Here is a 21,475-nt window from a genome sequence, read left to right as displayed (position 1 = left end):
GCTACCGAAATAGCGCCTTGAAAGAAAAAGAATTTATTTAGCGGCTAGCCCATCCAGGAAACGTTCTGCGTCAAGGGCTGCCATACAACCTGTACCGGCGGATGTAATTGCCTGACGGTAGGTATGATCCATAACGTCGCCGGCGGCGAATACACCGGGAATTGAAGTCTGAGTGGCGTTACCTTGCAAACCGGATTGAACTTTGATGTAACCATTATCCAGATCTAATTGGCCTTCAAAGATAGCGGTATTGGGAGTATGGCCGATAGCAATGAATGTGCCGGTAACTGCCAATTCTTCTGTAGCGCCGCTTTGGGTATCGCGTAGGCGAACACCGGTAACGCCCATATCATCACCGAGTACTTCATCCAAAATACGATCGGTGTGCAGGATGATATTGCCATTTTTTACTTTATCCATCAGGCGACCGATTAGGATCTTTTCTGAACGGAAAGTATCACGGCGATGAATTAGGTGAACTTCTGCTGCAATATTTGCCAGATATAAAGCTTCTTCTACAGCGGTATTACCGCCGCCGACAACGGCGACTTTCTGGTTACGATAAAAGAAACCATCACAAGTTGCACAGGCTGAAATACCACGCCCTTTGAATGCCTCTTCAGAAGGTAAACCTAAATAGCGGGCAGAAGCGCCTGTTGCGATAATCAGTGCGTCACAGGTATATTCTTGTTCATCACCATAAAGGCGTAAAGGCCGGTTTTGTAGATCAACTTTTTGAATATGGTCAGAAATGATTTCGGTTTGGAATTTTTCAGCATGTTGGTGCATGCGTTCCATTAATCCAGGACCGGTCAGACCTTCCGGATCGCCAGGCCAGTTTTCGACCTCGGTGGTAGTAGTCAACTGACCGCCTCTTTCAACTCCGGTAATAAGAACCGGATTTAAATTTGCTCGGGCAGCGTAAACCGCGGCAGTATAGCCTGCTGGACCTGAGCCAAGAATAATGAGTTTGTGGTGTTTGGCGGCGCTCATGAATACCTCATTTCCATTTATCACCTAATCGAATATCGAGCGATTGTAGGAGAAATAGGAGAGTAAAAAAAGCTAAAAGACTCATGTTACTAACGATTTTACCGATAGATATTAACTAATAATGACTTTAACCTGAGAAAAGTGTTCTTTTAGTGTTGTTTGGATTTCATTTGCTCGTTTTCAATTAATGGTAGACTATTGAAACGATTAACTGAAAATTTGTTCCACAGGTTGTTCTGATTTTTGCTCATTTACTTTGACAATCGGCTGTGCATTTGCGAAAACATCACTGTAAGAGATAATTATCCACCTCGCTAAATTCGTTTCCATAAAAATCGACATACGGATAATCCTCTTTTGTGTAGCATTAAAAAAATGGCCTGTGAGTTGCTTTACGCTGATAGAGCGAGGCTTTAACTTTAAGACATCTTTTCCAACTCAAACTCAAGAGATAGGGGAAAATGTTATGGGTGTAGGAAAATAAAGAGAGATCAACAAGATGATAGATAATAAAAAACGTCCGGGAAAAGATCTTGATCGCATAGATCGCAATATCCTAAATGAGCTACAAAAAGATGGGCGAATTTCTAACGTAGAACTGTCTAAACGGGTAGGTTTGTCTCCAACCCCGTGTTTGGAGCGTGTTCGTCGTCTGGAACGTCAAGGGTTTATTACTGGATACACAGCATTGCTGAATCCTCACTATTTGGATGCATCGTTGCTGGTATTTGTTGAAATTACTTTAAACCGTGGCGCTCCAGATGTTTTTGAACAATTCAATGCTGCTGTACAAAAATTGGAAGAGATTCAGGAATGTCACTTGGTTTCCGGTGATTTCGACTATCTATTGAAAACCCGCGTACCAGACATGTCAGCTTATCGTAAGTTGCTGGGCGAAACTTTGTTGCGTTTGCCAGGTGTTAATGACACCCGCACATATGTTGTAATGGAAGAAGTTAAGCAGAGCAACCGTCTGGTCATTAAGACGCGCTAAAATCTTACCAAAAATGTACAGGTGCAAAACTGGAAAAACTTAGGTACACTCCTGTTTATGCATACAGTTTCAACGCTGAGCTATCTCGGCGTTGTTCCGTTAAATCAATTGTTCCGTTAAACCAACAGGAAACCTGGAGAGCCTTTCTTGAGCCAGGAATATACAGAAGATAAAAATATTAAGTTAAAGAGACTGAGTAGTGGTCGCAGGCTGTTAGAAGCTGTGTTGCTTGCTATTGTCATCCTGGCGGCTTATCTGATGGTCGCGCTTGTCAGTTTTAATCCTTCTGATCCCAGTTGGTCTCAGACGGCATGGCATGAGCCGGTGCATAATTTGGGCGGGGGAGTTGGCGCATGGCTGGCCGATACGCTGTTTTCTGCATTTGGTATTCTGGCTTATGCTATTCCCCCGGTGATGATATTGGGTTGCTGGACTGCTTTTAGGCAGCATGATGACAGGGAATATGTCGATTTCTTTGCGCTGGCTTTGCGCATTATTGGCGCATTGGCAATTGTCTTAACTTCATGTGGATTGGCGGCACTGAATGTTGACGATCTCCATTACTTTGCTTCCGGTGGGATTATTGGCAGCCTGTTTAGCAGCGCAATGTTGCCTTGGTTTAATGAATTGGGCGCGACTTTAGTCTTGCTGTGTGTTTGGGCAATTGGGCTTACGCTATTTACTGGCTGGTCATGGTTAACGATTGCTGAAAAAACAGGGGCAGTGATTCTGGGGGCAATAGGATTTATTACCAACCGCAGCCGTAATGAACAAGAATATACGCCATACGATGAAACGGCTATTGCGCGGGAAGATCTCGCCTATGATAAAACAGAACCTGAATTTACAGCGGCTGATATTGAGCATGATGATGTGCTATTTACCGCACCTTCAGCCGCAGAGTTAGCAAAAGCTGAACTGAATGAACCAGAATCAGTGAAAACAGAAATCAAACAAGAGCAGCCAACGGATATTCCTACCATTAATATGGCTGATATTGATGTTGAACCTAAAATTCTGGTCAATACATCTGATGATGATATTGTACAGCCTCAGCCATTAGTGGAAGAGAGTGAAAAGAATAATAACGACGAACCTGTTTGTTATACATTTGAAATTCCTGCTGAGTACCATTTTGAACCTATATCTGAATTTAACCGTCAAGGGACGCCGACATTTGAATCCGTCGAAAATAGCCAAAACAGCAGTGATACTTTCACTTTTATGCCTGAAACAGAACCAAAAAATACCGAGCAAAAAAATGTTATGGCAGCAACCGCCGCAACGGTTATAACGGGTAACTCTCAGGTTAAACAAGGCATCGGGCCAGAACTGCCTCGTCCTAATCCTGTCCGTATTCCAACCCGCCGTGAGCTATATGGCATTAAAGTTCCCTCACAACGTCTGGCAGAACAACAGCGTGAAAAGGAGGCCAAACAGCAAATAGATGGATCGGATGGTGATATTGAGGCTAATAAGCAGCAAGAAGCTTTGCTGCGTCAGCAGTTTCTTGAACAACAGCGCGAGCGTTACCGTATTACGGCGGATACAGAAAAACAGGCTCCAATCCAGTCTCCGATAAGACAGAATCTATTTGAGCCGGAAAATCGGCCTTTTGTGGAAGAACAGGCTCAAACAGCGACAGAGATTGTTAAATCGACAATTGTTAAACCAACAGTTGAGCAGCCGCAACATAAGCGTTATCAGGAGCAAAGCCACCAAGAGAAAAAAGAACTCTCGGCTCTGGAGAGTTTATCGATTTTAAATAACTTCTCACCGGTTGAAGATTTAGTTGAAAAGGAGCCGGCAGAGCCGCTGTTTATGCCTTCTGTTCAATCGGCGCCGGAAAACCAATCAGAACGGCCCACAGAAATTGCTTTTGCGCCAGCACCTGTACACAATGCTGCGCAGCAACCGCAGCAACCGCAGCAACCGCAGCAACCGCAGCAACCGCAGCAACCGCAGCAACCGCAGCAACCGCAGCAACCGCAGCAACCGCAGCAACCGCAGCAAAATAGCTTATTTCATCCGTTTTTGGTTCGTAACGATCAACCGTTGCCAAAACCAACGACACCAATGCCTTCGCTCGAACTGTTAACCAGTCCTTTAGCAGAAGAAGAACCCGTTGATATGTTTGCCCTTGAGCAAACGTCCCGTTTGATTGAAGCGCGTCTGAGCGATTATCGAGTTAAAGCTGATGTCGTGGGTTTCTCGCCCGGCCCAGTGATTACCCGGTTTGAACTGGATTTGGCTCCGGGGGTGAAAGCAGCACGTATTTCCAACTTATCGAGAGACTTAGCTCGTTCTTTATCAGCGGTCGCTGTGCGTATTGTTGAAGTGATTCCAGGTAAACCTTATGTTGGTTTGGAATTGCCGAATAAAAAACGCCAGACGGTCTATTTGCGTGAAGTATTAGATTGTGAAAAATTCCGCGATAATCCGTCACCACTGACAATTGTGTTGGGTAAAGATATTGGCGGCCAGCCGGTGGTCGCTGATTTAGGTAAAATGCCGCACTTGCTGGTGGCGGGGACAACCGGTTCGGGTAAATCTGTTGGCGTTAACGCCATGATCCTCAGTATCCTCTATAAAGCGAAACCAGAGGATGTCCGCTTTATTATGATTGATCCGAAAATGTTGGAGTTGTCGGTTTATGAAGGCATTCCGCATCTGCTAACCGAAGTTGTTACCGATATGAAAGATGCCGCTAATGCACTGCGTTGGTGTGTTAGTGAAATGGAACGCCGCTATAAACTGATGTCGGCATTAGGGGTGCGTAATCTGGCGGGTTATAACGAAAAGGTTAAACAGGCAGAAGAGATGGGACGCCCAATCCCTCACCCATTCTGGAAGCCCGGTGACAGCATGGATATTACTCATCCGGTGCTGAAAAAGGAGCCATACATTGTTGTCATGGTCGATGAATTTGCTGATTTAATGATGACTGTCGGTAAAAAAGTTGAAGAGCTGATTGCCCGATTAGCACAGAAAGCGCGTGCTGCTGGTATCCATCTGGTTCTGGCGACTCAACGTCCATCGGTTGATATTATTACTGGTCTGATTAAAGCGAATATTCCGACACGTATTGCTTTTACCGTTTCCAGCAAAATTGATTCCCGCACCATCCTTGATCAGGGCGGCGCTGAATCTCTATTAGGAATGGGGGATATGCTTTATCTGGCGCCAAACTCCTCGATTCCGGTGCGTGTTCATGGCGCATTTGTTCGGGATCAGGAAGTTCATGAAGTGGTGAATGATTGGAAAGCCCGCGGTCGTCCAGAGTATGTTGACAGCATTCTCAGTGGTGGTGATGATGCTGAGGGTGGCTTAGGTTTTGACAGTGATGAAGAGCTAGACGCCCTGTTTGATCAGGCAGTTCAATTTGTAACGGAAAAACGACGAGTTTCGATTTCTGGCGTCCAGCGTCAATTCCGTATTGGTTATAACCGAGCGGCGCGTATTGTGGAACAGATGGAGGCGCAACAGATTGTCAGTGCTCCAGGTCATAATGGTAATCGTGAAGTATTGGCCCCGCCGCCACATGAGAGCTGATAATGAATATTGAACGTTGAAGACTCTGATAATAAATCACTTAAGTAATAACGTTGAGAAAGAAGTAATAACGCTGAGAAAGGTATCTCTTACATGAAAAAGCTGATATTGATTGGTTGTTTAATGGCTGGCATGAATATCAATGCGGCATGGGCAAATGCCAGTCAGAATTTGCAGGAGCGTTTGAGTAAAGTAAATAGTTTTCATGCCAGCTTTACTCAGACAGTCACCAGTGATGATGGGGCAACAATTCAGGAAGGCGAAGGGCAATTATGGGTTAAACGTCCAAACCTATTTAACTGGCATATGACATCACCTGATGAAAGCGTCTTGGTATCGGATGGTAAAACATTGTGGTTCTATAATCCGTTTGTTGAGCAGGTAACAGCTAATTGGTTGAAAGATGCCACAGGTAACACGCCGTTTATGTTAATTACTCGTAACGATGCTAAAGATTGGTCCCAATATAAAATTAGCCAGCAAGGGAATGATTTTGAACTGACGCCGAATAATGTCGCAGGCAATCTGAAACGCTTCTCGATTACCGTCGCGGCTGACGGCACTATCCAAAAATTTTCTGCCATAGAACAGGATGGACAAAAGAGTGCTTATCAATTAAAAGGGCAGCAAAATACCCATGTGGATGCGGCAAAGTTCAGTTTTACGCTACCGAAAGGCGTTACGTTGGATGATCAGCGCCAGTGAGGTTTAAGTGAACAACCTGTCACTCGATTTTTCACAAAATGAATTCCAGCCATTGGCCGCGCGTATGCGGCCGATGACATTAGAGCAATATATCGGCCAGCAGCATTTATTAGCCGTAGGAAAGCCGCTTCCAAGGGCTATCCGGGCTGGACAATTGCACTCCATGATTTTATGGGGGCCTCCGGGGACGGGCAAAACAACATTAGCTGAAATTATCGGGCATTATGCTCAGGCTGATGTTGAACGGATATCCGCGGTTACTTCCGGCATCAAAGAGATACGTGAATCTATTGAAAAGGCGCGCCAGAATCGGAATGCAGGGCGTAGAACTATCCTGTTTGTTGATGAAGTACATCGTTTTAACAAAAGCCAACAGGATGCTTTTCTGCCGCATATTGAAGATGGCACGATCACCTTTATCGGTGCGACAACAGAAAACCCCTCTTTTGAACTGAATTCCGCATTACTTTCACGGGCGCGGGTTTATCTGCTTAAGTCATTGACAACAGAAGAGATTGAGCAGGTACTCGATCAGGCAATGAATGATAAAGAGCGCGGTTATCATGGTCAGAATATCGTTTTGCCTGAAAATACCCGTCACATGATTGCGGAGCTGGTTGCTGGCGATGCCCGTCGTTCATTGAATTTACTGGAAATGATGGCGGATATGGCAGAAACCAATGCTCAGGGACAGAGGGTTTTGACACCGGCGCTATTGAAAGAAGTCAGTGGAGAACGAAGTGCTCGTTTTGATAATAAAGGTGATCGTTATTACGATTTGATTTCAGCGTTGCATAAATCTATACGCGGTTCTGCACCTGATGCTGCGCTTTACTGGTATGCGCGGATCATTACCGCCGGTGGTGATCCGTTATATGTTGCCCGCCGTTTATTGGCTATTGCTTCCGAAGATGTTGGTAATGCCGATCCTCGGGGAATGCAGGTGGCCATTGCTGCGTGGGATTGTTTTACGCGTGTTGGGCCGGCAGAAGGTGAAAGAGCGATTGCTCAAGCCATTGTTTACCTTGCTTGTGCGCCGAAAAGTAACGCGGTTTATACCGCTTTTAAAGCAGCGATGGCTGATGCGCAGGAAAAACCTGATTATGATGTTCCCGTCCATTTGCGCAATGCACCGACAAAATTGATGAAAGGGATGGGGCTTGGCGAAGAATATCGTTATGCTCATGATGAACCTAATGCTTACGCGGCGGGTGAAATTTATTTTCCGCCTGAAATGTGGGAAACCCGCTATTATCATCCGACTAACCGAGGGTTAGAAAGTAAAATAGGCGATAAACTCGCCTGGCTGGCTGAACAGGATCAAAATAGCCCGATAAAACGCTATCGCTAACGTTATTGTTGCGGTAAGGTTGACGGGTAAAAATACCTTATGGCCCATCAACTTGTGTGGGCCTATTTATATCATCTAACTTAATAACGACAAGCACAGGACTAGCATGCTCGATCCAAACATACTGCGTAATGAGCTAGGCGCAGTCGCCGAAAAACTGGCTCGCAGGGGCTATGCCCTTGACGTGGATACGCTGCGCAAACAAGAAGAGCGCCGTAAAGTTTTACAAGTTGAAACTGAAACCCTGCAAGCAGAACGTAATTCCCGATCGAAAGCTATTGGTGCAGCAAAAGCCCGTGGTGAAGATATTGATCCACTGCGTCAGGAAGTGAACCAGTTAGGTGAAAAGTTGGATACAGCGAAAGCCGAACTGGAAAAACTTCAGGCCGAAATCCGTGATTTGGCTTTAAGTATCCCTAACATTCCAGACGACTCTGTACCAGTAGGTAAAGATGAGAACGATAATTTGGAAGTGAGCCGTTGGGGTGAGCCACGTAAATATGATTTTGAGATTCAAGATCATGTTTCATTAGGTGAGTTGACCAATGGGCTGGATTTTGCCGCCGCGGTTAAACTAACGGGTTCGCGTTTTGTGGTGATGAAAGGGCAAATTGCTCGTTTGCATCGGGCCTTAGCGCAATTTATGCTAAACCTTCACACAGAACAGCATGGTTATTTGGAAACTTATGTTCCCTATCTGGTTAACCACGAAACTTTATATGGTACGGGTCAATTGCCGAAATTTGGTGAAGACCTTTTCCATACCAAACCGTTGGAAGAAGAGGCGGAAAGTCATTATGCGTTGATCCCGACCGCGGAAGTTCCGATAACCAACTTGGTTCGCGGTGACATTCTGGATGAAAGTGAACTGCCACTGAAAATGACTGCTCATACTCCCTGTTTCCGTTCAGAAGCGGGTTCTTATGGTCGTGACACCCGTGGTCTAATCCGTATGCACCAGTTTGATAAAGTTGAACTGGTTCAGATTGTTCATCCTGATGAATCAATGGATGCCCTGGAAGCGTTGACAGGTCATGCAGAGAAAGTACTGCAATTACTGAATCTGCCCTATCGTAAAGTCTTATTGTGTACCGGTGATATGGGTTTTAGCGCATGCAAAACTTATGATTTGGAAGTGTGGTTACCGGCTCAGAACACATATCGTGAAATCTCTTCCTGTTCTAACATGTGGGATTTCCAGGCGCGTCGTATGCAGGCACGTTTCCGCGGTAAAGAGGATAAGAAAACGCAATTACTCCATACCCTGAATGGCTCTGGTTTGGCTGTAGGTCGTACTCTGGTTGCCATTATGGAAAACTATCAGCAAGCCGATGGTCGCATTGAAATACCCGAAGTATTGCGTCCATATATGGGTGGTTTGGAATATATTGGTTGATTATTGTGTAAATGAAAAGCGCCAGATTTGGCGCTTTTTGCTGTCTATTTTATTAATTACAAATTTACTGAAAATAGAATTACTGAATTCAGTAAATAATAAATGTATCTTTATCTTTTAATTAACTAAAGTCGATGATTTCTCATTGCCGATAAAAATACTACGATAAGAAGAGTAATAGCTGGCGAAAAATATGGGTATAGAGACTAAAAAGCCCAAGCCTAAAGTCATTATAGAAAGTACCATCATTAACCCAAAGATAATAAAGAATAAGAAACCGGGCAATAAATTCTTCTTCACTGCCTCCAGACTCATTGATACGGCAGCCCCGAATTTCAAATTATGAAGAACGATTAATGCTGGTGCAAACCAAGTTAAAGCAGCAGCAATGATGCTGAAGATGAACAGAATAAAGACACTAAGAAATAATGGAGACAAACCGCCTAGGAATATGTCAACAGGAATCTCACCATATTGACTAGCTAAGAAAATGTTAATCACTGCGCTACCGCCGATAATAAACATTGCTATGATACCAAGGATCATAATACCAAACGATAAAGCACCAACGGCAAGTAGTGACGCAAAGTTTTTCTGGAATCCGCTGAATAACAGCCCTAGTTCAAATTCTCCGGTAGTTCTCTGTTTTTCACACAGAGCAATAATACCTCCAGCCAGTATTGAACCCAAAATCCCTGCAAATATCCCAAGGAAAGGAATAAGCTGTAAACCAGATATGATAATGAAATAAATGATACTAAGTAGTATCCACATACCCAATTTATGTTTGACGAGACCCCATGCTTGACTAATCCATCCCATACCTTCGCCGCTACTGAGGGATTGACCTCCAGAGATAAATACCTCCTGATTGTTGTATATAGCGTTGGAATTAAAATCTAGGTTCTTATTATCCATGTATTTTCCGATTTAATTATTGACTTGTAATTTATTGAATCGCTCTTTTTCTGTCTGCATCTTCAAAGTTACAGTCAGTCATAAAAAGCTGGCAAGTATAATATATTAAATTTATTAATCAACAAGTACTAAATAGGAGTAATTACCTAATGGGTGCGGTGGATTTACAAGCAATGTGTTGCCGTGTGCTTTAACTTGTTAAAGTGGTTTTATACTAACCTAAATAACTAAGCTATTTCTGTAATATATTGTGGTTTCTATCATGGAACTTAATTAATATTTATATTTCAATGCTGATTTTTCATCATGGATTATTTAGTTGGTTTATAAAAAAATTTACTCTTGTGGTTGAAAATATCATTAAAGTTGGTTGTTTTGGGAATGTTAACCTATTGATATACTATGGGTTTTAAGGTACATCGCGACGGCAGGGGAGCGAATCCCCGGGATCATAGATAACTATGTTACCGGGGTGCGCGAGTACAGCCAACAAAGAAGCAACTTGAAAGATGACGGGTATACATCCTTATTATCCTTTTTCATGGGATATAAGCATTAATAAAGTCGGTTTTTGTTTTTTATTTTTCACCGATAGCTTTATTATAGGCCGATTTTAAACCTGTTATTAAAAATCATTGTGTTAGCTTCTGATTTTAATCGATATAAGGTTTTAATAGTTGTTTTTATCACTTTTGATGCCTGCTTTGTATTAAGTTTAATTTTGCGTATTTAAGATATCGAGGTTTCACATAATAAATACCATGTGATAATGCTATGAGTAACAGGATTCGTATATTTAATTAAATCCGGTTGAAAAGCTTTAATTCCCCTGTATTTTTGATTTTAAATAATCAGGAAAGTTAGTTAAATGTAAAAATCGCCGATAAATGTATTAAAGTTATGGTTTTAAAAAAACGTCTTATAACCGTGAAAAATACTTTTCTTAAACAAGTTTTATTAATGTAGTTACCTGGTATTTTGCCACTTTGTTAATCAATTTAAATACCATTTTTCCTGATGTTTTCTCTGCCGATATTAGTATAGTATCGAATTTTTTACCCATTTTAAAAAATCCTTAATCACCTTTTTTACCTTTGATGATCAATATTTTTACCTATTTTTTATGAAAAGAGTGCTAAAAATCATTAATTTTATACCTTGGGTAAAAATGTAAATCAATCAGATTTAATCGGGAAAAATTGCAGGGCATTTTCCATCATAAAAAAAATTTGTTTGAAATAGCAGGGTTTATCAACGAATTGAAAGTTAAATAGCTCTTTTTTGTCTTCGTGATGATTTGCTGAAAATAATCACTTTATTCTCAGCAAATAGTAGGCGTATCTTTTAGTTAATTAAAGTGTAGATGATTTATTTGTATTGATAAAAATGCTGCGGTAGGAGGAATAATAACTAACTATAAATACCGGAATAGAGATTAGAAAACCTAAACCCAAAGTCATTACCGAGATTATGAAAATGACTGTTAAGGTGATGAAAAATAATAAACCGGGCAATAGGTTTCTTTTTACAGCTTCCAGGCTCATTGACACGGCAACTCCAAATTTCAAATTATGAATAACGATTAATGCTGGTGCAAACCAGGTTAAAGCAGTAGCAAAAATGTTAAAAATAATCAGAACGAAAGCACCAAGGTATAATGAAGAGAGATCATTTTCGAATATATCGATAGGGATCTCACCATCTTGGCTATATAACAATATGTGATCCATTGTACTATTGCTAATAATAAGCATTGCGATAATGCCAAGGAGCGTAACGCCAAGAGATAAAGCACCAACACCAAGCAGTGATGCAAAATTTTTCTGAAATCCGCTGAATAATAATCCTGGTTTGCATTGCCCAGTTGTTCTTTGTTTTTCACACATGGTAATAAGACCACCAAGAAATACTGAACTAAAAATTTCAGAAAGTATCCCAAGGAAAGGAATAAATTGTATAGCTATTGTAATGATGCAATAAATAATACCGAGTAGTATCCACATACTTAATTTATTTCTGACGATTCCCCATGATTGACCAATCCATTTTATGCTTTCGCCGCTACTTATGAACTGACCACCAGGAATAAATACTTCCTGATTGCTGGATATAGTATTGGAATTAAAGCTTAGGTTCTTATTATCCATGTGTTTTCCAATTTAATTATTAATTTGCAATTTATTTGGTTGCTTTTTCTGTCTGCACCTTGAAGGCCACAGTCAGTCATAAAAGGCTAACAAGTATAATATAATAATTTTATTAACTAACAAGTACTAAATAGGAGTAATTAGCTGACAGTGTGGTGGGTTTGCAAGCAATATTTTGCTATTTATTTTTTTTAACTTGATAAAATGGTTTTATTATTATCTAAATAACTAAGCTATCTTTGTAATATATGGTGTCTTATTTCATATAACTTAATTAATATTTATATTTCAATGCTGGTTTTTGAACGTCAATTATTTAATTGGTTATGAAAAATTTATTCTTGTGGTTGAATGCTCTGTTTAAGTCGTTTCCTTTGGAAAAACAGATTGTTTGATCAACCTATTCACACCCTTATTTTTTAGGTTATATAAGTATTAATAAATCAGTTTTTGTTTTCACTGATAAGCTTTATTAAGGGAAGATTTTACGCTGTTATTAAAAACCATTGTTTTAATCTTAAGTTTTAATTGGCATAAGGTTTTAACTACTTTTCACATCTGCTTTTTATTAAGTTTAATCATTATAAAACATCGTGCTTTACGGTTAACCAACATTAATCATACTTGTTTTATCTTTACTGGTTCTGTTTTACCTTTATTTATTAAGTTATCTCTATGGCTTGCTGCATAAAATAATAGCGAGAAAATACCTTAATATCAATCTATTCGGATAATATTCCTTTTCATGTTGATTTCTTTTCAGTTCTTTATTAATGGTTAATAGATTTCGATTAAGTGTAATTAATTGCCTTTATAAAAAATTGCACTATAGTTAAATCTTCCTGCCACATAAAAGACTTAATTTCTCTCTGTTCGTGCTTTTAGATAGTTATGGCAGGTTAAATAAGTGTAAAATGATCGGGGGGATAAAATCGTCGATAAATGTATTAAACACGACGGGGAATAGGCTGTTTTTAGCGCTTGTACTTTTTTAAAATCTGGTATTAATGGTATTAAAATCAAGGCCCATTTCTTTAATATTGTTAAACTTTTTTATTTTTTGTGGTTAATCTAAGGATTTTCTGGCTTCTTTTAATGATTTATCTGATTTTGCGAAAATGTATTACGGCTACGTAAAATCTTTTGGTTAAGCAAGTTTACTTAATGTGGTGATTTGTTGTTTTTCCTGATGTTCTTTCTTCTAATATCAGTATGACTTTGAATTTTTTACTCGCTTTAAACGATTCTTAAGTGGTTGACGCTCTGAGGTAAAAATGTAGCTTTTAATAGCAATCAAACGGGTTAAATCGGGAAAATGGCAGGAGTGTTCCCATCATAAAAAACAAACCTCGTTTAAAATAGCGAGGCTTGTCAACCTAAGTGTTTTTTAGTCGATTAAAATGTGGATGACTTCTCCTTACTGATAAAAATGCTGCGGTAGGAGGAATAATAACTAACTAAAAGTACTGGTATAGAGATTAGAAAACCTAGACCAAAAGTCATTACCGAGATTATGCAAATGAGCGCAGAGGTGATAAAGAATAATAAACCGGGCAATAGATTTTTTTTCACTGCTGCCAGGCTCATTGATATAGCGGCACCAAATTTCAAATTATGGATAACAATTAGCGCTGGTGCAAACCAGGTCAATGCGGCATTCACAATTGAGAAAACCATCAGAATAAAGAGACCAAGAAGTAATGAGGACAGACTATTTAGAAGCATTTCGGCTGAAATTTCACTATGTTGAGAGGCTAAGGCTAATAGAATATGAATTACGGCACTACCACCGGCAATAAACATTACGATAACACCGAGGAGTATAATGCCAAGCGTTAAAGCACCAACGCCGAGCAGTGACGCAAAGTTTTTCTGAAATCCGTTGAATAACAGCCCTAGCTCGAATTCTCCGCTAGTCCTCTGTTTTTCGCACACGGCAATTATACCGCCGATAAATACTGGGTTCAAAAACAAGGTAAATATTCCAATAAAAGGAATAAGCATGAAACTAGCCATACATATAGAATAGATAATATAGAGTAGTATCCACATGCCCCATTTGTTCTTGACAAGTTGCCATGCTTGACCAATCCATTTAACACCTTCTGTGCTACTGAGGGACTGACCATTAGGAATAAATACTTCCTGATGGTCATTAGTCATAGCGTTGGAGTTAAAATTTAAGTTTTGATTATCCATATAATTTTCCAATTAATGTGTTGATACATGAGATTTAAAATCGCCTTTTTGACTTTATCTCGGAAGATGCAGTCAGATTGAGAGATTAGGTAAATATATTATATTAATTCTATTGTTCAACAAGCATTAAATATAAGTTGCGACCAGAAAAGATAAATGATTTCCTACAAAGTGTTGCTAATTGTTTCTAATTGTATCAAATTGATAATAATTGTAATAAAATGTTTCAATGTTAACTGACGGCTGAATTTAATTAACTTCTACCCCATATAATCGGAATGATTTTAATTCCATTGGGTGTTTTTTTCTGTAGAATGGAAAGCACTACTAATAGTTAGTAGTTGGCATTTTAACGCTGAGAAGGAGCACATATGTCAGACTTAATTTATTTAACTTTAAAGGGCCGTAGGCAGGGCCTGATATCGGCAGGTTGTTCATCGATAGATTCAATAGGAAATAAAGGCCAATTAGATCATACAGACCAGATATTCATATATAATCTCAATCATTCTTTAACTTGGGATCAGCATGCCAAGCACCATCCCATAACATTTAAGAAACCTGTTGATAAATCGTCACCGCTTTTGGGAATAGCGATGTCAGAAAATGAAGTATTGGACGGTATGTTTGATATTTATAGAACGAATCGATTTGGGATTCAGGAGTTGTATTACACTATAAAGGTAATTGAGGCGACGATAGTTGATTTAGCTGTTTATCACCCTCATTCGATAACACATGCTGGCGCACAGCCGCAGGAAACGATATCTTTACGTTATAAGAGTATCACATGGACTCATCATATAGCAGGGACAAGTGCTTATAGTATTTGGGATGATCGCGTTTATTAATTTATTTGCCGGTAAAATAGTGTTGTTTTACCGGCAAAATTATCATTTGTTTTTCCTATAATGCCTGCTGTGTGCGAGCATAAATATAATAGTACATAACCAAGATAGTGTAAAAGAAGTATAAATCATAAAGTCATTATTTGATATTGATACACCCAAAAATGGAATTTGATTGGTATAGAAAACATGTATATGGAAAAGATTGGATGCTATCATAAGCAATACGGATGAAAAATTGATATAAACATCATAGGGAATTAAAAGTTTCTTAAAAGCACAATATAGTGGATAGAGTGCAAGTAATGAAAAAATAACATATAAATAGTCTACCATTCTATATCTTCCTTCAATATGATTTAAATAGTATCTGCATCACCATAAGCTTAAAGATTATATTTAACTTTCAACAATTACAACTTCTTTCTACTTCTATCATGTGCAATCATATATGTAATACTACACAATATAGCCAATACAATAGAACTATAAAACACAAAGTCATCAACATAAAAAAACGGAATATAGTCGAAATGAAAGACATATAAATGAAACGCAATAAATGCTATCAAAAGCAGTGCTGCTGAAAAGTTAACATAGACATCATAAGACATTAACAGTTTTTTAAAAGTAAAATATAGAGGATAAAGTTTGATAACAACTCGTATCACTATTATATAAGGAACGAAGCTTAAATAACCTAAAGCTAAAGGGTAACAATGTAAAAAGTCATTGTCAGTGATATCCACATTAAAAAAAGGTATTGAATCGAAATTAAAAACATAAAGATGAAATGCTGAAAAGACCAATGGTAATATTATTGCGTAAAAATGGGGATAAAAATTAGATGACATCAATAGTCTTTTTATGCAGAAATAAACAGGTAATAGAAGAATTAAGGATAATGAAACATAAGCCAAATTCATCAATAACTCCTCACCTGACCATATATAGTGTTTAAATCACCATTATCAAATAAAGCATAAAAATGAATTATTATTTACACCCTTAATATATTTGATGAATAAATCATTAATCTAGGGTGAGTTTATTCTATTTGCAAAATTACCATTTGTTTTTCCTATAATATTTACCATGAGCAATCATGTATACAATATTGTAAATAATAACTAAAACAATAGAGCTATAAAATAAAAAATCATTATCAGTTGTAGATACATCGAAAAGTGGAATGTAATCAAAATTAAAAACATATAGATGATAACAAATAAATGACATTGCAAGTAATAAAGATGAAAAATTAACATAGACATTATCAGATCTTAAAAGCTTTTTAAATGCAAAATATAGGGGGTAAAGTATGAGTAATGAAAAAATGATATATGCATAGCCCATTTCTATCTTATTCCTTAATATGATCTATATTGTCCGAAGACAGTACTTGCATCACCTGTTAATTCTAGAATTAACTCTTTGTAATTCATTATTTCTATACCTTGTCGTTTTAAGCCAACAAGCAGATCTGCATTTATATACCGATATAACCGTTGACTATCTGATTCAAGTTTGTAACCGAATAATCCATTAATAGACATACCAACATCAACCGATGTATATACCACATCAGCATCGCGTTTATCCATTCCAAAAGCTTTTTCTCCAACCCCTTCATAGACAAATTTAACTGGCCCAGTATAGCTTTCGCGGTAAAGGATATAATAACCACTTTCAACAATATTATTGAAACCATGAGCTATCAATGGTGCTCCAAGTGCTGCTCCAACACCGGTATCAATAGCAAGAAATCCACCCATGAGTTGTATACTGCCAGATACAAATCCGATCCATGAGACAATCAAATTAACTGTCTCATCATTCTTACTTTTAGCATTTTCACTGTTTACCTTTTTCTTTACAACAATGGCTTGTCTTACACTCTTTTGAGAAAGCATTGCATCTTGCTCTTCTAATGATCGGATTTCTTCGTCTAATAAAGCTATTGCTTCAGAGATTGAGATCTCCCCGGTATTTATCTTTGATGTGTTTTCTTGGCAATAGGCCATGACTTCACCGATAAAATGGTCTTTGGCCAGACTCCATTTTACATATTTATCGGCAACTCTGTTCATAAGCATCATCAACTCATTTTGTTTATCCATTTGAATTTTTAGGAGTTTTCTTTCTTCATTGGTACTGTTATCCAAGTATCCCCTGGCGGAAGGATTTCTTTCGTAAAATTCATCTAAAGCATCCATAATGAGTAACCTGTTTCTTTGAAATTTAGTTTAACATAGCGTTATGTACTAAAAGTATACAATTGAAATTATAAGTCAAGGTTTATTTTTACTTGTAAGGATACTTTTTTGGGCGTTTTAAGACGTAGGATTATTAGCAAAATCCGTTATAAATTTTTCTCAATGCCAACATTAATTCTTTATCTATTTTCTTGATATATTCATTCGTTTAAGAAAAATATTATTTAATTTCTTTATTTAAATTAATAATTTTATTATTTTCGACGTTTGATGAATTTATTATTGGCAAAAATATAAGTAATGGATGTTTTGATAAGATGGTTATTATTATGCGAATGTAAGTTAAAAACTTACTTAAATGAATGGTTTTCATTGAGTAGTTGTTGTAAATATAATGTTTCCTCGTTTTTTCTTTTCTGATATTTGATTTTTTAGGCTCTTCTATTAATGCGTTCGGTAAAGACTTGCTTGATAAAATATGGCAAGATGTTTTTGGTAACTTGATTACAGGTTTTCCAGCGATATTATAGCTTTTACAATAAGTAGCGATAACTAATAGATAAATAGAGAAACAGATTGTGGCAAAGAAAGAAAAACGGCCTCACCATGATGTATTATTCAAATATTTTTTAACACAGCCTGAAACGGCCAGGGAGTTCTTATCCCTTTATCTGCCGGAAGAGGTCCAGTCGTTGTGTGACTTAGCCACATTGAAACTGGAACCCGGCAGTTTTGTGGACCAGCATTTGCGTCAACTGCACAGTGATGTGCTGTACTCGGTTAAAACGGCCCGGGGACAGGGCTATATCTATTGTCTGATTGAGCATCAGTCCACCCCTGACCCGCTGATGGCCTGGCGGCTGATGCATTATGCCATGTCAGCAATGTCTGCCCATCTGAAAAAAGGCCATACCGAACTTCCTTTGGTGGTGCCTCTGCTGTTTTATCATGGTGAGGTTTGTCCGTATCCTTATTCAAACCGGTGGCTGGATTGTTTTACGCTCCCTGAACAGGCTGCCCGCTTATACCGTCATGCGTTTCCGTTGGTGGATGTCAGTGTACTCAGCGATGAAGAAATCCTGACACATAAAGGGGTTGCCCTGATGGAGCTGGTGCAAAAACATATTCGCTGCCGGGACATGCTGGAATGGGTCCCCCAATTGGTAGAACTTCTGAATGGAGGGTATAATACAACTGAGCAGCGCAATGTGGTGTTACGCTATATTTTACTGAATGGACATACGCTGGATCTCTCCCAATTTGTCCATCAACTGATTGAACAATCTCCGGAGCATGAAACGATGTTGATGACTATTGCAGAACAGCTTGAACAAAAAGGGCGCGAGCAAGGCCGAATGGAAGGTCGAATGGAAGGTCGAATGGAAGGTCGAACAGAAGGTCGAGCTGAGGGCCGAGTTGAGGGCCGAGTTGAGGGCAGAGCTGAAGGTCGAGTTGAAGGCCGAGTTGAAGGTAGGGAGGAAGGTAAACTGGAAACGGCTTGTGCCTTATTACGGCATGGCGTGAGTTTGGACATTATTGTCACCAGTACCGGGCTGAGCCGGGATAAAATTGAAGCGTTAAAGCATTAAATTAATCTTTTCTTTCACAGCAAAATGCCGATATTCAAGATCGGCATTTTTGTTCTTATTCAGGATGATGGCTATATAAGGGACTTTTACGTTTGTCCAGCGAAGCTGAAACCAGACTCGTTCTGTTTCGTCAAAACCTCAATTTATTGTAAGGTATCAAAATTTACAAATTCTGATACCGGGGAATTTGTCACATAATGCAATGATTAAAAACCATTGATATTCTGAAGGTGTTATTGCGACTTTATTTCAGAGATAAAAGTTAAATAATTTAATTAATAGATGACCTTATGACCATAATTTTCCAGGATGTTTTTCACTCTCTCCATTGTCTCTTTTGCAGGTGGTTTCACACCTTCTAGTTGATATTCCTCGCCCATAGTCGTCCATTTATGTTTACCGAGTTCGTGATAAGGCAGAAGCTCGATTTTTTCAATATTTTGCATATCTTTAGTAAATTCACCTAGCTTATGAGCGGATTCATTATCATCGGACCAACCGGGAACCACAACGTAACGGATCCAAGTTTTCTGGTTACGTTTAGCCAGATAGCGTGCAAACTCTAAAGTGCGATGATTTGAAACGCCGACTAATTTTTGATGGATTTCATCATTAAGTTGCTTCAAATCGAGCATAACGAGATCTGTTGCATCCATCAATTCATCAATAACCGGACCATAGCGGCGGACAAATCCATTAGTATCCAGACAAGTATGAATACCTTCGGCGCGACAGGCTCGGAACCAGTCACGTACAAATTCAGCTTGAAGAACGGCTTCACCACCCGATGCAGTAACTCCCCCACCGGAAGCGTTCATAAAATGACGATAGGTTGTCGCTTCTTTTACCAACTCTTCAACAGTCACGTCTTTGCCGCCGTGGGTATCCCATGTGTCGCGGTTATGGCAATAGAGGCAGCGCATCAGGCAGCCCTGAAAGAAAACAATAAACCGGATGCCGGGGCCATCAACAGTGCCACAGGATTCGAAAGAGTGGATACGACCAAGTACCGACATAACAGGTTTGCTCCAAAACTGGCAGGATAAACGAATAAAGGCCCCAGAATTCAGAGCCTTTGCTAACAAATTATTACATAGATTGGGTGAAGGTACGGGTAATCACATCCTGTTGTTGCTCTTTAGTTAGTGAGTTGAAACGCACAGCATAACCCGATACCCGGATGGTGAGTTGAGGATATTTTTCAGGGTCTTCCATAGCATCGAGCAGCATGTCACGATTCATCACATTGACGTTCAGATGCTGACCACCTTCAATTTCTGCTTCATGGTGGAAATAACCATCTAGCAAACCAGCCAGGTTAGTTTTACGTGTTTCATCATCTTTGCCTAATGCGTTTGGTACGATAGAGAAGGTATAAGAGATACCATCTTTTGCATAGGCGAAGGGCAATTTAGCCACAGAGGTTAAAGAGGCGACGGCACCTTTCTGATCGCGGCCATGCATTGGATTGGCTCCGGGTCCAAATGGTGCGCCAGCACGACGTCCGTCAGGAGTGTTGCCAGTTTTTTTACCATATACCACGTTAGAAGTGATGGTCAGAACGGATTGCGTCGGTACCGCGTTGCGATAAGTATTCAGTTTCTGGATTTTTTTCATGAAACGTTCAACCAGATCACAGGCGATATCATCGACGCGTAAGTCATTGTTGCCAAATTGTGGATATTCACCTTCAATTTTGAAGTCAACTGCTAAACCATCTTCATCACGGATCGGCGTCACTTTGGCATATTTGATGGCAGACAACGAGTCAGCGGCGACAGACAAACCCGCAATGCCACAGGCCATAGTACGGTAAACATCACGGTCGTGCAGCGCCATCAGTGCCGCTTCATAGCTATATTTATCATGCATGTAGTGAATGATGTTGAGTGCAGTAACATACTGTTTTGCCAGCCAGTCCATGAAGTGGTCCATGCGGGCCATAACCTTGTCGTAATCCAGCACCGTATCTTTCATGGGTTCTTCTTTTGGGCCAACCTGCATTTTCAACTTTTCATCCACACCACCGTTAATGGCGTACAGCATCGTTTTAGCCAGATTCGCGCGGGCGCCGAAGAATTGCATTTGTTTACCCACAATCATCGGGCTGACACAACAAGCGATAGCATAATCATCATTGTTGAAGTCAGGACGCATCAGATCATCGTTCTCATACTGTAAAGATGAGGTGTCGATGGAAACTTTTGCCGCGAATTTTTTGAAATTTATCGGCAGTTTTTCGGACCATAGGATGGTCATGTTGGGTTCTGGTGATCAGGGTGGGATCTCACACTTTTAATAAGGTTATTTTGGTTAAATAAAAATCAGAACATGACTTTTTATAGGTATTTCTCTCATTAAAACGTTAAGATCTCTCTCTCTTCCATAAAAAAGCGATCCTAATAATGAGTATTTTTAATTTTATCAGCAAGATAGAAGCCCCCCGTTCTGACATCAATAAAAAACATGAGCTAATGGATGTGATTTTTTTAGCCTTCTCCGCTGTATTATGCGGCGCTTCTGGCTGGAAATCGATTCAGGAATTTGGGGAGTTACAGAGCGAGTGG

At 39.5% G+C, this 21,475-nt stretch carries 14 protein-coding genes and 1 pseudogene; 8 read left to right on the top strand and 7 right to left on the bottom strand.

Annotated features, from left to right (window positions below; all coding sequences use genetic code 11):
• Positions 1-33: 33 nt before the first annotated feature.
• Entirely contained in the window at positions 34-993 is a 960-nt protein-coding gene (gene trxB, locus EAE90_RS18725) for a thioredoxin-disulfide reductase (RefSeq protein ID WP_214054756.1), read from the bottom strand.
• Positions 994-1,492: 499 nt separating this feature from the next.
• Here trxB and lrp point away from each other — a divergent pair, with 499 nt between their 5' ends.
• The 5 genes from lrp to serS all read left to right on the top strand — a co-directional run bounded on the left by lrp (position 1,493) and on the right by serS (position 8,991).
• A complete protein-coding gene (lrp, locus tag EAE90_RS18720) occupies positions 1,493-1,987 on the top strand; it encodes a leucine-responsive transcriptional regulator Lrp (protein WP_011145896.1) in 495 nt (164 codons plus the stop codon).
• 147 nt (positions 1,988-2,134) lie between these two features.
• Complete coding sequence (locus EAE90_RS18715) at positions 2,135-5,539, top strand: DNA translocase FtsK 4TM domain-containing protein (RefSeq protein WP_214054755.1); 3,405 nt, start codon at positions 2,135-2,137, stop codon at positions 5,537-5,539.
• A 93-nt stretch (positions 5,540-5,632) separates the two neighbouring features.
• Positions 5,633-6,244 carry an outer membrane lipoprotein periplasmic chaperone LolA gene (lolA, locus tag EAE90_RS18710; protein WP_214054754.1) on the top strand — a complete coding sequence of 204 codons (612 nt, stop codon included), beginning with the start codon at positions 5,633-5,635 and terminating at the stop codon, positions 6,242-6,244.
• Positions 6,245-6,251: 7 nt separating this feature from the next.
• On the top strand, positions 6,252-7,595 hold the full coding sequence (locus tag EAE90_RS18705) for a replication-associated recombination protein A (RefSeq protein ID WP_214054753.1): 1,344 nt from the start codon (positions 6,252-6,254) through the stop codon (positions 7,593-7,595).
• Positions 7,596-7,701: 106 nt separating this feature from the next.
• Positions 7,702-8,991, top strand: a complete 1,290-nt coding sequence (serS, locus tag EAE90_RS18700; RefSeq protein WP_214054752.1) for a serine--tRNA ligase — start codon at positions 7,702-7,704, stop codon at positions 8,989-8,991.
• A 117-nt stretch (positions 8,992-9,108) separates the two neighbouring features.
• Here serS and EAE90_RS18695 read toward each other — a convergent pair whose 3' ends face one another.
• The 3 genes from EAE90_RS18695 to EAE90_RS18685 all read right to left on the bottom strand — a co-directional run bounded on the left by EAE90_RS18695 (position 9,109) and on the right by EAE90_RS18685 (position 14,255).
• Entirely contained in the window at positions 9,109-9,909 is an 801-nt protein-coding gene (locus EAE90_RS18695; RefSeq protein WP_246550942.1) for a BPSS1780 family membrane protein, read from the bottom strand.
• A 1,352-nt stretch (positions 9,910-11,261) separates the two neighbouring features.
• Positions 11,262-12,056 carry a BPSS1780 family membrane protein gene (locus tag EAE90_RS18690; RefSeq protein WP_214054751.1) on the bottom strand — a complete coding sequence of 265 codons (795 nt, stop codon included), beginning with the start codon at positions 12,054-12,056 and terminating at the stop codon, positions 11,262-11,264.
• Positions 12,057-13,451: 1,395 nt separating this feature from the next.
• Positions 13,452-14,255 carry a BPSS1780 family membrane protein gene (locus EAE90_RS18685; RefSeq protein ID WP_246550941.1) on the bottom strand — a complete coding sequence of 268 codons (804 nt, stop codon included), beginning with the start codon at positions 14,253-14,255 and terminating at the stop codon, positions 13,452-13,454.
• 371 nt (positions 14,256-14,626) lie between these two features.
• Between EAE90_RS18685 and EAE90_RS18680 the strand changes: the two genes are divergently transcribed.
• Positions 14,627-15,106, top strand: coding sequence for an Hcp family type VI secretion system effector (locus EAE90_RS18680; RefSeq protein WP_214054750.1), 480 nt, complete (start codon positions 14,627-14,629; stop codon positions 15,104-15,106).
• 1,367 nt (positions 15,107-16,473) lie between these two features.
• Here the strand turns inward: EAE90_RS18680 and EAE90_RS18675 are convergent.
• Positions 16,474-17,319: a DUF4225 domain-containing protein gene (locus EAE90_RS18675; protein ID WP_214054749.1), complete on the bottom strand. Its 846-nt coding sequence runs from the start codon at positions 17,317-17,319 to the stop codon at positions 16,474-16,476.
• A gap of 578 nt (positions 17,320-17,897) precedes the next feature.
• Here EAE90_RS18675 and EAE90_RS18670 point away from each other — a divergent pair.
• Positions 17,898-18,908 carry an Rpn family recombination-promoting nuclease/putative transposase gene (locus EAE90_RS18670; protein WP_214054748.1) on the top strand — a complete coding sequence of 337 codons (1,011 nt, stop codon included), beginning with the start codon at positions 17,898-17,900 and terminating at the stop codon, positions 18,906-18,908.
• 275 nt (positions 18,909-19,183) lie between these two features.
• Here EAE90_RS18670 and pflA read toward each other — a convergent pair whose 3' ends face one another.
• The gene (gene pflA / locus EAE90_RS18665) at positions 19,184-19,924 is read right to left on the bottom strand and encodes a pyruvate formate lyase 1-activating protein (RefSeq protein WP_214054747.1); all 741 of its coding nucleotides are present in this window, start codon (positions 19,922-19,924) and stop codon (positions 19,184-19,186) included.
• A 73-nt stretch (positions 19,925-19,997) separates the two neighbouring features.
• Positions 19,998-21,182, bottom strand: a pseudogene (locus EAE90_RS18660) (pyruvate formate lyase family protein); the annotation flags it as partial.
• Positions 21,183-21,313: 131 nt separating this feature from the next.
• Between EAE90_RS18660 and EAE90_RS18655 the strand changes: the two are divergent.
• A partial coding sequence (locus EAE90_RS18655) for a transposase family protein (protein ID WP_214054786.1) occupies positions 21,314-21,475 on the top strand: 162 nt, incomplete at its 3' end.

The sequence above is a fragment of the Photorhabdus caribbeanensis genome (assembly GCF_018448885.1).
Taxonomy (GTDB): Bacteria; Pseudomonadota; Gammaproteobacteria; order Enterobacterales; family Enterobacteriaceae; genus Photorhabdus; species Photorhabdus caribbeanensis.
Note: the sequence above shows the minus strand (reverse complement) of the source record. Positions and strands in the feature narration are given on the sequence as shown.